Annotated in this window: 12 protein-coding genes; 9 read left to right on the top strand and 3 right to left on the bottom strand. The window is 38.7% G+C overall.

Translation table 11 applies throughout. The features are described 5' to 3' along the window. The first annotated feature begins 31 nt into the window (after positions 1 to 31). From H8700_RS07600 to H8700_RS07590, 3 genes are all read left to right on the top strand, one after another. Positions 32 to 1,177, top strand: a complete 1,146-nt coding sequence (locus H8700_RS07600) for a glycosyltransferase (protein WP_249304867.1) — start codon at positions 32 to 34, stop codon at positions 1,175 to 1,177. Positions 1,178 to 1,257: 80 nt separating this feature from the next. Next, positions 1,258 to 2,241 (top strand): glycosyltransferase family 2 protein, encoded by a 984-nt coding sequence (locus H8700_RS07595; RefSeq protein ID WP_022140617.1) that lies wholly within the window; start codon positions 1,258 to 1,260, stop codon positions 2,239 to 2,241. A 159-nt stretch (positions 2,242 to 2,400) separates the two neighbouring features. Beyond that, positions 2,401 to 3,633 carry a glycosyltransferase family 2 protein gene (locus H8700_RS07590; protein WP_249304866.1) on the top strand — a complete coding sequence of 411 codons (1,233 nt, stop codon included), beginning with the start codon at positions 2,401 to 2,403 and terminating at the stop codon, positions 3,631 to 3,633. Positions 3,634 to 3,693: 60 nt separating this feature from the next. Here H8700_RS07590 and H8700_RS07585 read toward each other — a convergent pair whose 3' ends face one another. After that, positions 3,694 to 4,446, bottom strand: a complete 753-nt coding sequence (locus tag H8700_RS07585) for a DUF8091 domain-containing protein (RefSeq protein ID WP_249304865.1) — start codon at positions 4,444 to 4,446, stop codon at positions 3,694 to 3,696. Between the two features lie 430 nt (positions 4,447 to 4,876). Here H8700_RS07585 and H8700_RS07580 point away from each other — a divergent pair, with 430 nt between their 5' ends. The 5 genes from H8700_RS07580 to H8700_RS07560 all read left to right on the top strand — a co-directional run bounded on the left by H8700_RS07580 (position 4,877) and on the right by H8700_RS07560 (position 12,924). Then, the gene (locus H8700_RS07580; RefSeq protein ID WP_330606337.1) at positions 4,877 to 6,361 is read left to right on the top strand and encodes a spore germination protein; all 1,485 of its coding nucleotides are present in this window, start codon (positions 4,877 to 4,879) and stop codon (positions 6,359 to 6,361) included. A 427-nt stretch (positions 6,362 to 6,788) separates the two neighbouring features. After that, positions 6,789 to 8,231 carry a sodium:proton antiporter gene (locus H8700_RS07575; RefSeq protein ID WP_249304864.1) on the top strand — a complete coding sequence of 481 codons (1,443 nt, stop codon included), beginning with the start codon at positions 6,789 to 6,791 and terminating at the stop codon, positions 8,229 to 8,231. Positions 8,232 to 9,067: 836 nt separating this feature from the next. Beyond that, complete coding sequence (locus H8700_RS07570; RefSeq protein ID WP_249304863.1) at positions 9,068 to 9,832, top strand: TatD family hydrolase; 765 nt, start codon at positions 9,068 to 9,070, stop codon at positions 9,830 to 9,832. Positions 9,833 to 10,150: 318 nt separating this feature from the next. Then, on the top strand, positions 10,151 to 11,023 hold the full coding sequence (rsmA, locus tag H8700_RS07565) for a 16S rRNA (adenine(1518)-N(6)/adenine(1519)-N(6))-dimethyltransferase RsmA (protein WP_249304862.1): 873 nt from the start codon (positions 10,151 to 10,153) through the stop codon (positions 11,021 to 11,023). 104 nt (positions 11,024 to 11,127) lie between these two features. Further along, positions 11,128 to 12,924 (top strand): aminopeptidase P family protein, encoded by a 1,797-nt coding sequence (locus tag H8700_RS07560; protein WP_249304861.1) that lies wholly within the window; start codon positions 11,128 to 11,130, stop codon positions 12,922 to 12,924. A 45-nt stretch (positions 12,925 to 12,969) separates the two neighbouring features. Here H8700_RS07560 and H8700_RS07555 read toward each other — a convergent pair whose 3' ends face one another. Then, a complete protein-coding gene (locus tag H8700_RS07555) occupies positions 12,970 to 13,611 on the bottom strand; it encodes a phosphatase PAP2 family protein (RefSeq protein ID WP_249304860.1) in 642 nt (213 codons plus the stop codon). A gap of 42 nt (positions 13,612 to 13,653) precedes the next feature. Between H8700_RS07555 and H8700_RS07550 the strand changes: the two genes are divergently transcribed. Further along, positions 13,654 to 14,076, top strand: a complete 423-nt coding sequence (locus tag H8700_RS07550) for a hypothetical protein (RefSeq protein WP_249304859.1) — start codon at positions 13,654 to 13,656, stop codon at positions 14,074 to 14,076. A gap of 35 nt (positions 14,077 to 14,111) precedes the next feature. On the opposite strand, the gene H8700_RS07545 is transcribed toward H8700_RS07550, so the two are convergent. Then, entirely contained in the window at positions 14,112 to 14,672 is a 561-nt protein-coding gene (locus H8700_RS07545; protein WP_022140609.1) for a DUF5662 family protein, read from the bottom strand. Between the last annotated feature and the right edge of the window lie 324 nt (positions 14,673 to 14,996).

Raw genomic sequence — 14,996 nt, 5'->3', positions numbered from 1 at the left:
AAAAGAACAGCATTTGGTGAAGGAGTGGAAAATGGCTAAAGTATCAATAATTATCCCGACATATAATGTAGAGATGTATCTGGTAGAATGTATGGAAAGTGTGATACATCAGACATTGAAGGATATAGAGATCATCTGTATCAACGATGGTTCTACAGATGGTTCTTTGGAAATTTTAAAAAGCTATGCGCAAAAAGATGACAGGATCGTATTAGTAGACAAAGAGAATGGTGGTTATGGTATCGCCATGAATATCGGTCTTGAGAAAGCAACCGGTGAATATATCGGTATCGTTGAGCCGGATGATTTTGTTAAGCTTGATATGTATGAATCATTGTATCAGATCGCTAAGGATAACGATCTCGATTTTGTAAAAGCAGATTTTTATCGTTTCAAAAGAACGGATGAAGATGATATGAACATGGTTTATAACCGTTTGTCTAAAAATCCGGAAGATTATAATAAAGTTTTTAACCCGAGCGAGGATACAGAAGCAATCCGCTATATTATGAATACCTGGAGCGGTATTTACAAAAAAGAATTTATCGAGAAGCATCATATCCGTCACAATGAGACACCGGGAGCTTCTTTCCAGGATAACGGATTCTGGTTCCAGACATTTATCTTTGCGACAAGAGCAATGATCGTAGACAAGCCATATTATATGAATCGTAGAGATAATCCGAACTCATCGGTTCATAACAGAGAAAAAGTATATTGCATGAATATCGAATACGATCATATCCGTGATATTCTTATGGAACATCCTGAGCTTTGGGAACGCTTTAAGGGAATGTACTGGTATAAGAAATACAATAACTATATCGGTACGATCCGTCGTATCGGGATGGAATATCGTCATGAGTTTGTGGAACGATTCAGTGCAGAATTTAAGCGCGGCTTAGAGAAGAAAGAATTAGATCCGTCTGTATTTTCGGTAGCAGCATGGAAGAAGATCCAGGTAGTGGCAGCAGAACCGGATACATTTTATAAAGTATGGGTTGTTGCCAGCGTAACCGAAAGAAAACTCAACAAGAAGATCATGCAGTTAGAAAGAAAGAACCAGAAACTTTCGAATGAACTTGCGATGATCAAAAGTTCAAAATCATACCGTATCGGACGCATTCTTTTGTTCATTCCACGCAAGCTTAAGGAATGGATCAAAGGGTCAAAGTAAGATTTTTCAGATAACAGACCGGGAGAAATCCCAGTAGAAGATCAGGGTTATAGATTGTAAAATAAGAAATGAGGTGTCATATGAATCATCCAAAAGTATCGGTGATCCTGCCGGTTTATAATGTAGAGAAATATTTAAAACAATGTATGGACAGTATTGTGAATCAGACATTGAAAGATATTGAGATCATTTGTGTAGATGATGGTTCAACAGATGCATCTCTTTCAATCTTGAAAGAATATGAAAAAGAAGATGACAGAGTAAAAGTGATCTGTCAGCAGAATGCCGGAGCCGGAGCAGCCCGTAACAACGGACTTTCAATCGCAACCGGTGAATATCTTTCTTTTTTGGATTCCGATGATTTCTTTTCATTGGATATGCTTGAGAAGTCTTATGCACAGGCAAAAAAGGAAGATGCAGATCTGATCGTCTTTCGTTCCGATCAATACAGGGAAGACTTAGATAAGATCGTAAAAGTAAGCTGGACATTACGTGAAAAAGCATTGCCTCCGTATCGTCCGATGACACATAGAACCTTTACGGATAATGTGTTTAAAGTATTTGTAGGCTGGGCATGGGACAAGCTTTTCAAAAGAGAATTTGTATTAGAACATGAATTACAATTTCAAGAGCAGCGCACCTCAAATGACTTGCTGTTTGTTTTTTCAGCGATCGTATTGGCAAAAAGAATTACGATCTTAGATGAACCGCTTGCCCACCAGAGAAGAAATAATCCGAATTCTTTATCAAATACCAGAGAGAAATCATGGCAGTGTTTTTACAATGCTTTAACAGCTCTGAAAGATAATCTGGTGAAATTTGGACTTTACAAGGAGCTTGAGCAGGACTATATTAATTATGGGCTTCATTTTAGCTTATGGAATCTGGATACTCTGACAGGTGCAAAGAAAGAGGTTCTTTTTGATAAGTTGAAAAAAGAATGGTTTGCGGCATTAGGGATTGCAAACAAGCCAAAAGAGTATTTTTATAATAAAAAAGAATTTGCAAAGTTTGAAAAGATCATGAATCAGTCATTTCAGGAAGTATATCCTGATGCAAAGTGATCAGGAAGCTGTATTTTAGAAGAGTGCAATATGAATTTTAAAGATCAGAAAATATAATAGCAATATAAAGTTTAACAGAATAAGAGGGCACAAGTACAATGAGGAAGCAATTGTTTTTTTATTGTATCAGGGGTAGTGCATAATAGCATGGAGGAAAAGATGAAAGATATTAAGGTGTCGGTGATTATGCCGGTATATAATGCGGCAGAATATTTATCCCGGACATTAGATGATGTAACGAACCAGACATTACGGGATATACAGATTATTTGTGTGGATGATGGTTCAAAAGACAATTCCCGTGAGATTGTAAAAGAATATCAGAAAAAAGATGAACGTATTCAGTTAGTAGAGCAGGAAAATAAAAATGCCGGAGCAGCCAGAAATCATGGAATGCAATATGCAAAAGGCAAGTATGTTGTTTTTTGGGATTCGGATGACCTCTTTTTGGAGAATGCATTAGAAACCATGTATCTACAGGCAGAAAAGACACAGGCAGACATCTGTATTTGTGCTGCCAGAAGATATGATAACCAGACAGGAAAATATTTCTCATCCGATGCTTATCTGCGTTTGGATTACCTGCCGGAAAAAGAAGTCTTTCAAAAGACTGATATTCCGGATCATATTTTTAATCTGGCAACTAATGTACCATGGAATAAGATGTTTCTACGAAGCTTTATTATAGAAAATCATTTGGAATTTCAGGAGATCCGTCAGGCGAATGATACATTCTTTACATTGAGTGCATTTTACTTTGCAAAACGCATTTCTTATGTGACGGATGTATTGATCTCCTATCGTGTCAATAATGAGCAGAGTTTATCGGGGAAAGCGTCTGATACTGTTTTTTGTGCGTATGATTCCTATTGCAAGACAAAGGAATTGTTAGAAAAGCAGCCGGATTATGAGTTGGTCAGGAGAAGTTTTTTAAACAGAGCGATCAGTGGTTTTTATCATGCATTAAACATTCAGACAAATTTTGCATCGTATCAGATATTATATGAAAAACTTGTAAAAGAGGGCTTTGAGGAATTTGGTCTGACAAAATGCACGGAAGATTTTTTCTTTGACAGTTGGATGTACACGGATATGCATAATATGCTTGAGTGGGCGCCGGGAGATTTTCTGGTCCAGAAAAGTATGGTGCGTCGCTTGAACGTCGAGAAGGCAAATGCACAGAAAAAAGAGCTGAATGCCAAGCTTGCTGCCAAGACAGAGAAGATTGAATCGAAGGATCGCAGAATTGAGAAGTTGAATGCACGTATTCAGGAACTGAAAGATAAAAATTATGAGATCATGAATACAAAGCGATATAAAGTGGCAAGTTTTTTTGCAAAACCTTTTGAATGGTTCCGCAAAAGAAAGGCAGAACCGGAAGAAAAAGAATAACGGTAATATTTATATTCAGGCAGTACATCGGTACTGCCTGTGTTTGTGTTGTTATCACTTTTATTTTGTAATGCTGTATAGGTAGGCACGTCCCTTTGTGCCGTTTTTTTTAATTACACCGATTTCTCTTAGGATGTTGATTCCTATCTGGGCATAGCGAAGTTTGATCTTAGCTTTCTTGGCAAACTCTTTTGCCGTGAAAACTTCCGGCAGTCCTTCCGGGATCAGGCATAGGTAATCCTCCTTCCTTGCTAAGAGGATCTCGTCGACAAGACGGACCGGGATGCGGTCATAACGTGTCGAACCTTTCTTTTTATCAGAACTCCAGCCATTAAGCAGACGATATTCCTTTGCATCGACAAACGTTAGACAAATCTGTAGATTTGAATTTGTCAGATAGGATTTGATCTTGTACAATTCGTAAAATGCATCAAAAGGTCTTCCTGTTTTTGGGGATTTTCTTTTCTTACTGATCTCTCCGGTATTTTCATTGATCCAGTACAGCCATTTGGTATGAATGATCGGATACACGATTGTTACCGGATATTCTTCCAGAAACGTATCTAATTTTTTTCGCATTGCATTAAAACTTCCGGTCTGTATTTCAATGATTTCATTATCGCGGAAAATGTCCGCAACATATCCATTGATCCGTATTTCCTGATGAGTGTGATCCGGTTCATAAAAACGCTTGAGTACAGCATGCATTGTTTTTTCCTGTAACGTGCCAATACCGTTTTTGGCATGTTCTTTTTCTATGATATCTTCGCAGGCTGCATCAAAAAGTTTCTCATCGTATGCACTCACACTCATAATATGTTCCTCCGTAGTGTTGTTTCATGTACTTTCGGTATCTTCTCAAAACGAATCTTTTCGGCTGGATTTCCGATATAATAACTCTAAAATCCAAGCGTTGCACGCTTGTCGCACTTTGTGCTTGAAGATTATATCGTTTAAAAATCCATCTCGAAAAATTTCGTTCAAAAGATTATGAAAGTACAATATCTTTTTCTTTGAAAATACAACAAAATAATAATTATATTATAGGAGAAAATGTTATGTGTGAAAATAGTTTTTTGTGAATTAGGAAGATGCATTTATTTTTGTTATTTGGGAAAAGAAAAGTTTTACGCATTTCGTTTTTTTTGCACTTTAAAGGGATAGAACAAGCTTTTTTGGTTAATACTTTGTAGCGAAGAAAATGACGAGTTGTTGCATTGGAAAATGAGGAGCTTTTGATGCTATGGAAAAAGATATGACAGGAAAAGAATCAATACAGATGGAGCAAAAGAAGACGGATGTTTTTAGAGGGAATTATGACCAACGCAAGAAAGCAGTTGAAGAACTACTGCATTTGGATGTAAATTTTGATATTTTGCATAAAGAGCTGGTGATCGGGAATAAAAGGGCAGTATTATATTCTATTGACGGCTTTTTGAAAAGCTCGGTCATTGAGAAGATGTTAGAGTTTTTCAGTTCAATAAAAGCGGAAGACGTGCCGGAGAAATATGATGATTTTGTTAGAAAATTTGCACCTTTTGCTGATATTACAACGATTGAGACGCAAAAGGATTTTGTGAAATATGTCTTAGCGGGTTTGACTTGCTTTTTTATTGAGGGATATCAGCAGGTTCTTGCATTTGATCTGAGAGAATATCCGGGCAGAAATGTAGACGAACCGGAAAAGGACAAGGTGCTTCGTGGTTCAAGAGATGGTTTTATCGAAGCGTTGATCCCGAATGCCGGTCTGATACGACGAAGGATCCGGGATACCAATCTGATCTTTCAGATGGAAAATGTCGGGCGAAGTTCGAAGACGGATGTTGCCGTGATCTATATGAAGGATCGCGTTAAGCCGCAGGCTTTACAAAATGTGATACAAAAGATCCAAAAAATTAATGTGGATTCCCTGTCGATGAACAAAGAAAGCCTGGCTGAAGTGCTTTTTCCGAGAAGCTGGTATAATCCATTTCCGAAGTTTAAATATACAGAGCGACCGGACGCCACAGCGGCCTGTCTGTTAGAAGGCAGTATTGTGATCATGGTGGATAATTCGCCGGCTGCGATGATTATTCCGACTTCTTTATTTAGCATACTTGAGGATGCAAACGATTATTATTTTCCGCCGATCACCGGCACATATCTGCGTCTGACACGTATTATAACGAGTATAGTTGCAATTTATATTACACCATTGTTTCTGCTTCTGATCGAACATCCTGAATGGGTACCACAGGTATTTGATTTTATTTTGATCGAAGATGAAGTAAATGTACCACCGGTGATCCAGTTTCTGATATTGGAATTTGCGATCGATGGTTTGAAGATGGCATCGATCAATACGCCTAATATGCTGACAACGCCGCTTAGTATCGTTGCCGGTATCGTTTTTGGCGATTATACGGTAAATTCCGGCTGGTTTAATTCGGAGATCATGCTATATATGGCATTTGTCGCAGTTGCGAATTATACACAGGCGAATATGGAATTGGGTTATGCGATCAAGTTTTTCAGAATGTTATGTCTGATCTTAACGGCAGCTTTTGGACTGGGTGGTTTTATCGTTGGAAGTTTACTGATTGTCGCTGCCTTGTTTTTAAATCCTGTTTTGAATGGCAGAGGATATCTCTTTCCGCTGTTCCCGTTTGATGGGCAGCAACTTTTGCGACGATTTTTTCGTGTGTCTCTGCCTTATGTCGAAAAAAAGACAAAAACCGGTCAAAAATAGTTACTGTTCATAAAGGAAAATTTTGTATGTTTTTTCTTTTTTCGATTTATTTGCTGGATTTAATTTATAGATTTTATAGAATTGTTGCAAAAAAAGCCTGAAAGTAAGTCAGAAATATTGTAAAAATATCTGAAAGTATGCTGAAAATGTTGTAAAATTTTCCGGTTTTTATGCACTTCAAATTGATTTTATGACTTGTATTTTAATAAGAAGTGTGATAAGATACGTTCGGCACTTGGGGAAAAGTACTTTTTCAAGTGATTTTTTGCTTTATATGTAGTCCGATAAAGCAGACGCGAAATATGCTATAGCGAGAGATAGTATACGAAAAAACGATGACGCACTCGTGCAGTAATGGATTTGATTGACTGTTTTGAGCCGCCACCGAAGGTACACCGGGAAAAAGAGACATAGGAGGCGTTATATTATGAAGAGTTGTAAGAAACTTTTATGGGCTATCGGATTGCTCCTGGGCGCATTTGTGTTAAATCCAACCGTTGCATTTGCGGCTGAAAAGGGAGCAGAGCAGAATATAGGAAGCACATTACCATTAGCTTTTTGTATTCCGTTTGCAGGTTTGCTGTTATGTATTGCTGTATGCCCGCTGGTTATTGAAAGATGGTGGGATAAAAATAAGCAGTATGCTGTTATTTTGTGGTCACTTGCCTTTGTGATTCCTTTTATCTTCTATGCAGGAGCACACGAAGCGTTTAGTGAAGTATTAGAGACTGTATTTGGTGATTATATCACATTTATTGTTTTATTATTTGGTCTTTTCTGTGTAGCAGGAAATATCTGTCTGGAAGGCGATCTGGTTGGTAAACCGAAGTTAAATGTATTGCTTTTACTGATAGGTACGTTGCTTTCAAGCTGGATCGGTACAACCGGTGCAAGCATGGTTATGATCCGTCCGTTGATCCGTGCTAACAAATGGCGTCATCGTAAAGTACAGATAGTCGTATTCTTTATCTTTTTGGTATCAAATATCGGCGGTTGTCTGACACCGGTGGGTGATCCGCCATTGTTAATGGGATTTACCAGAGGCGTTGATTTCTTCTGGAGCATGCATTTACTTCCTGTTATGCTTCTAAATGTTGTATTGCTTTTAACTTTGTTCTTTATTCTTGATACAAGAGCGTATAAGAAAGATCTTGCTGATGGTGCAGCACCGGATCAGAGTGAAGATAAGAAACCTTTGAAACTGTCAGGTGCTCACAACATTATTTTCCTTGTAATGATTGTAGGTGCGGTTGTACTGAGTGGCGTTCTGCCTAAGACAGTTCCGTTCTTTAGTCGCAGCATTCATATTTTTGGCGCTGCTAAGTTAGAATTTTCTGCGATCTTTGAAGTGGTCATTATTCTGTTGGCAGCATTTGGTTCTTATAAGACAACGAAGAATGAAGTGCGTGAAGCAAATAACTTTACATGGGGAGCGATTCAGGAAGTTGCGATCCTTTTCATTGGTATTTTCATTACTATGATTCCTGCTCTTTTGATATTAAAGGCACAGGGTGCTTCTCTTGGTATTGAAAAGCCATGGCAGTTCTTCTGGATCACAGGTGCATTATCAAGCTTCCTTGATAACACACCAACGTATCTGGTATTCTTTACCACAGCAGCTTCTTTAGGTTTCCATGAAGGAATCAAGACGGTTGTAGGATATATTCCGGAGATCATCTTAATGGCGATCTCATGCGGTGCGGTATTTATGGGTGCGATCACATATATCGGAAATGCACCAAACTTCATGGTTCGTTCGATCGCAGAGGAAAACGGAATCAAAATGCCATCATTCTTTAGTTATCTGGGATGGTCATTAACCTGTTTAATACCTGTCTTTTTGATCGACATGCTGGTCTTCTTCCTATAAGATCATATCTTCAAAAAGCACAAGACATATCGCAATAAAAATGTTATGATAATTCAGGGGATACCCCATACGATTTTAGTATCAAAAATCACGGGTGTCTCCTGAATTTTTTGCATCTTCCAACCTATACAGCATTCTGTCCTTCTGCACGGCACTATGCCTGATAATGTATGGGATGTGTCAGCCGCATAAGCATGACTGCTGTGTTTTGATATTTTTCTAATTTTTAGAGATACGCCAGCCTGTTAGGATATCAGAATTTTTATGCTTTTTTGCATGTGGGCGCGGTTCATAACTATAGGGGCGACTCAGCCTGAGTAGCATTGCTGTGCAGGGCACGCTTTCGCTTCGCAAAGCCACGTAGCGCACACATAGCACTTCAAAAAAGCAGATCATTTTTTGAAGCGCAAGTGGCGACGGGCTTAGAGAGCCCTAACAGCAATGTACATCAGGACTGGCCTTGCCCCTATATCAGATGAGAGCGCCCCACAATAGGGCAAAAAAGCAAAAATTCATAGATATCCTTACAGGGTGATACAGTACCTGAAAATTAGAAAAATATCAAAATATAGCTTGATGTCTTACTAGCTGACACAATAAAAAACAGAACTCTATCAAAATATGACATGGAGATCATAGGCTGACACAATAAAAAACAGATCTTATCAAAATATGGCATAGAGATAACAGGCTGACATATAAAAAGCAGAAAGTTATCAAAATATGGCATAAAGGATAGCAGGCTGGCACGGTATGAGGCCTTGTGAGCATAGTGCCATGCAGAAGGAAAAAGCTGTGTTTGTTGGAAGATGCAAAAAGAAATGGAGGAAGAAGACGTGATTTTTGATACGCATGCACATTATGATGATGAGGCTTATGAGGAAGATAGAGAGGATATATTGAAGTTGATACGGCAGGATGGTGTCGGTCTGGTTACAGATGTTGGTGCAACGATCGCATCTACCAAAAAAGCAGTTGCTTTGAGTGAACAATATGACTTTATTTATGCGGCTGTCGGTGTGCATCCCGAAGGGGTGGAAGAACTGACCAATCAGGATATGGACTGGCTTTGCGAACTTGCAAAAAGAGAGAAAGTTGTAGCAATCGGAGAGATTGGGTTAGATTATTACTATGAAGATCCGAAGCGTGATATACAAAAGATATGGTTTCGTAAGCAGCTTGAGGTTGCCAGAAAGACAGGACTTCCGGTTGTGATCCACAGCAGGGATGCAGCACAGGATACGCTAGATATCATAAAGGAAGAGCATGGCGAGCAGATAGGCGGTGTGATCCATTGTTTTTCTTATGGAAAAGAAATGGCACAGGTTTATCTGGATATGGGATTTTATCTTGGAATTGGCGGTGTCGTTACTTTTAAGAACGGTAAGAAATTAAAAGAGGTCGTAAAATGTACCCCGATCGAGCGTATTGTTCTTGAAACGGATGCACCGTATCTGACACCGGAGCCAAACAGGGGAAAGAGAAATGCTTCCCATTATTTAAAGTATGTCGCACAGGAGATTGCGCAGTTAAAAGGAATGACGGCTAAAGAAGTTATTGACGTGACAACGAAAAATGCAAAAGAGATGTATCGCATTTAGACAGGGAGAATAGGAGTCATAGCATGATAGAAAAAGTAGCTGCTGGGTAACAGAAGTGAGAACGCTATAAGAAGAATATAGAAAAAGCAACCGCTGGATAACGTTATAAGAAGAATGAAGAAAAGCAGCTTTGGAGAATAGGAACAGTAAATTCATAGATAAAGCAATTGCTGCTTAACAGAGGTGATAACGCGATAGGCAAAGCACAGTAAAGTTATGAAAAGCAAAACGTCTTCGAGTAAGATAGTAAAATGTAACACAGAAGAAAGCTGATAGGATAAGATAACAGGTCTGCAAAAGACAGAAAGGATGTGGCAGATGGCAACATTAGGAATTCCGCAAAATACGATTGAAATATTACAGAAATATAATTTTCGTTTTCAAAAAAAGTTTGGTCAGAATTTTCTGATCGATACACATGTACTTGAAAAGATCATTGAGTCGGCAGGAATTACAAAAGACGATTTTGTGCTGGAGATCGGACCGGGAATCGGAACAATGACGCAGTATCTTTGTGAAAATGCACGTCAGGTCATGGCGGTAGAGATTGATGATAATTTAATCCCGATCTTACAGGATACATTGTCGGCATATGATAATGTTACGGTGGTCAATCAGGACATTTTGAAGTTAGACATTGCAAAAACAGCACAGGAATATAATGATGGTAAACCGATTAAAGTTGTCGCAAATCTGCCATATTATATTACTACACCGATCATTATGGGGCTGTTTGAAAGCCATGTACCTTTAGAAAGCATTACCGTTATGGTGCAAAAAGAGGTGGCTGACCGTATGCAGTCAGATCCCGGATCAAAGGATTACGGTGCACTTTCGTTAGCAGTACAATATTATGCAAAGGCAGAGATTGTTGCGAATGTACCGCCAAACTGCTTTATGCCAAGGCCAAATGTAGGAAGTGCTGTGATCCGACTGACCTGTCATAAGCAGAATCCGATACAGGTGCAGGATGAAAAATTTATGTTTCGTGTTATTCGCGCATCATTTAACCAGCGCAGAAAGACATTGCAAAATGGTCTTGGAAATGATGCGAGTCTGCCTGTTACGAAAGAGCAGGCAAAAGAAGCATTAGAGCAGATGGGACTGGCACCGACGATTCGCGGAGAACGTTTATCGTTAGAGGAATTTGCCCGGTTAAGTGATATTTTATCAGCTATGAGAAAAGCCTGAGAAGCTGATGTGATCAGAACACTATAGGAATGGTAACAAAGAAGAAAAGATCCTTATTAAGATAAAAATGAAAAGAATGGCAAATAGTATAGGAGATGACAGGAATGGATATTCGCGGACGTTTAGCAGAGTTCAGAAAGCAGATGGAAAAGGAACAAATGGATCTGTATTATGTACCGACAAATGATTTTCATGGATCGGAATATATCAGTGATTATTTTAAAGTCAGAGAGTTTTTATCCGGCTTTGATGGATCTGCAGGTGAATTAGTGATCACACAGCAGGAAGCAGGACTGTGGACAGATGGCAGATACTTTTTACAGGCTAAAAAGCAGTTAGAAGGCAGTGGCATCACATTATATCGTTCCGGTCAGGAAGGTGTGATAAAGCTTAATGATTTCATTTATGAAAAAATGCCGGAAGGCGGAAAACTGGGATGTGACGGACGACTGGTGTCACAGGCATGGGCAGAAGGCATAGTAAGAATGCTTAGCCGCAAGAGTGCAGGATTGGTCACTTCACCAGATATTGCAAATCTTGTCTGGAAAGACAGACCGGAACTGCTCCATCAAAAAGCATGGATATTATCAGAAGATTATGCAGGCGAAAGCCGTCAGAGTAAATTGCAAAAAGTACGCAAATTTATGGAGAAATGGAACGGATCACATTTTATCCTGAATTCGCTTGATGACATTGCGTGGCTTTTAAATATCAGAGGAAATGATATTCCATGTAATCCGGTTGTTTTATCATATTTGGTCGTTGAAAAAGAACAATGTTTTCTTTTTGCGGGAAATAACATTTTCGATCAGGAGCAAAAGCAGCAATTAGAAGCAGATGGTATTATTTTGCGTGAGTATGATGCGGTTTATGATTATGCGAAGAGTTTTCCACAAGGAGACAAGATATTCGCAGATAAACGCACAATAAACCATGAAATTGTGGAAAACTTCCCGAAAAACACAAGAATTGTGGATATGGCAAGTCCGGTTACGTATTGGAAGTCCATTAAAAATGAGACAGAGATTGCTAATGAAAAAGATGCACATATCAAAGATGGAGTTGCTGTTACCCGTTTTATTTACTGGCTAAAGAAAAATATCGGAAAAGAAACGATTACTGAGATTTCAGCGGCACAAAAGCTTGAGGCATTTCGAATGGGAGGAAAGCATTACCTTGGACCAAGCTTTGATCCGATCGCAGGCTACGGAGCACATGGTGCGATCGTACATTATTCTGCAACGAAAGAAACCAATGCGGTTTTAAAAGAGCAGAATTTTCTTTTGCTTGATACCGGTGGTCAGTATATGGAAGGAACGACAGATATTACAAGAACGATTCTGCTTGGTAAGCCGACGAAAGAACAGCAGAAATATTATACAGCCGTTCTTCGAGGTAACCTAAATCTTTGCAATGCGACGTTCTTATATGGCTGTTCCGGTGTGGCTCTGGATTATGCAGCGCGCGAGCCTTTGTGGGAAATGGGTTGTGATTACAATCATGGCACCGGACATGGTGTTGGTTATCTTTTAAATGTACATGAAGGTAATAATGCATTCCGCTATAGAATCCTTTCAGGCCCCGGCAAAAATCCGGTACTGGAAGCAGGTATGATCACATCGGATGAACCGGGAATCTATCTGGAAGGAAAGTTTGGAATCCGTCTGGAAAATCTGATCCTTTGTGTAAAGAAAGAAAAAAATGAATTTGGTCAGTTTATGGGATTCGAGCCATTGACGTATGTTCCTTTTGACCGTGCAGCGATTGACATATCACAAATGAACCAAAAAGAGATTGCACGCTTGAATGCATATCACCGGGAGGTATACGAAAAGATCAGCCCATATCTGAATGAAGAAGAAAAAGAGTGGTTGCAAAAAGAGTGCGAACCATTTGCATAAAACTGAAAAAAGAAAGTATGCCATAAGAGAACAAACTACTTGCATTCATTCCTTTTTCCACTGCGGGATTACTTTATAGATCAAGGTTGCATACAGCAGATACAAAAGCAAAGCTGCGATCACGTCTAAGAAAGAATGTTGCTTTAAGAACATTGTAGACAGACAGATCAAAGAGCAAAGCAGCAATGAAGCCGGTCGCAGCCATTTGATCTTTTTAATCCGTGGACTTGTGACCAAGGCTACATGGATCGCTACAGCGTTAAAGACATGAATGCTTGGAAAGACATTTGTATGCGTATCACTATCATAAATAAATTGTACAATATCTGTCAGGATATTTGGATGTGCAAAAGCTTCCGGGCGAAGATTTTGTTCATTTGGAAAAAAGTAATAGATCAACAGGCAGGTTGTCATTCCTGTGATCAAAGTGATCACACAATGATAATAGTCTTCTAAGTGATCTTTTTGAAAATAAAGATATACAATGACAACTAACACATATAAGAACCACAAAACATACGGAATTACAAAAAGTTCATTAAAGGGAATGATATCATCAATAAAACAATGGATCGGTTGAAAAGATACATCATTTCTTGCTTCCAGCCATGTAAAAAAATGCATGTAAACCGGGATATATAATGCAAAAAGAGCATGTTTGTTCTTTTTTAAAAAATTCAATAACATAAAATGTATCCTCTCTGTATCTGTTTTATTAAAGCTTCAAAAATGGATGTACCGGCTTTTCTGATACATCTGCTTCATGGAATAGGAAACTGCTCGTATGGTAGCGGTACACCAGCAAGAATTGCTTTAGCAATTCTTGGAGTGCAAAGCGCCGGCTTTGCACTTTTTTATGGAATAGGAAACTGCTCGTACAGTGGTGGTACACCAACAAGAATTGCTTTAGCAATTCTTGGAGTGCAAAGCGCTGGCTTTGCACTTTTTTATGGAATAGGAAACTGCTCGTACAGTGGTGGTACACCAACAAGAATTGCTTTAGCAATTCTTGGAGTGCAAAGCGCTGGCTTTGCACTTTTTTATGGAATAGGAAACTGCTCGTACAGTGGTGGTACACCAACAAGAATTGCTTTAGCAATTCTTGGAGTGCAAAGCGCTGGCTTTGCACTTTTTTATTTTCTGGTCTGTTGATAATTTAAAATATTTTATCTAAGGTGATTGCACGATTACCATTTTGGAGAATGTTTCCAATCTATATTTTTGCGGATATAAGCAAATGTCTTGTCTTCGCCTTCATCGGCAAGCATATGCAAAAGACGTTCCAAAAGTTCTTTTGTATCCTTGTGCAGGATATAATGGGATTTGTTCTTTTCATAATAAGCAAGAGGAAAAGAATCGTCATAATTCTTACGATTGTAGTTTTTGCTTGCTGCGATGCGGTCGCAAAACATTTCCAACACATATCTGGTCGGCATTGGCATTCCTTGCAAGCCCTCATCGGGATTTAAAGTGAAGTCGATCCAGTATTCAAAATGGTGACGATTACGTCCTTTGTGATGAAGCCAGGAAGAAGAATATCCCTTCGTTGCTTTTTCACCAAAGTTTGGGCTTTTTTTGCCGCCTTGGAAATTGCGGACACTATTGATAAATTCGACCGGAGAATATTTTGACCAGTCATGCATGATTCCCTGCTTATAAAGTCCGGCACGAAAACAATAATGACGAACCAGATTCTTATGATGCAGGATCGTTCGTAAATGTCCCCAAAAGTTATACCAAAGACTCATCAAAAAGCCACCTTTCTTTTTGTGGAATAGAAAACTGCTCGTATAGTGGTGTACTCTCGGAATCTTTTGAATGAAAAATTTCGAGAAGGATTTTTGATATACAATGACATTTTACTTCAATGAATACCATGATAGCGTTTTCAACTGTAAAATCAAGGTATGATTTATTCATACACATAAAAGTAAATATACCACATCTTGTCCTAAAATCATAGACTTACTGTGTGACTTTAAGATTTGTTTATGAAATGAATTCAAAATAAAGTTCATAGGGATTTGCTTTTCTTTAGCGAATGAACGGATAAATAGTTCTATGAAATAAAA

This window comes from Jutongia hominis (genome assembly GCF_014384965.1).
GTDB classification, from domain to species: Bacteria; Bacillota; Clostridia; order Lachnospirales; family Lachnospiraceae; genus Butyribacter; species Butyribacter hominis.
The sequence above is the reverse complement of the archived record's forward strand: the minus strand, read 5'-3'. Positions and strand labels throughout refer to the sequence as shown.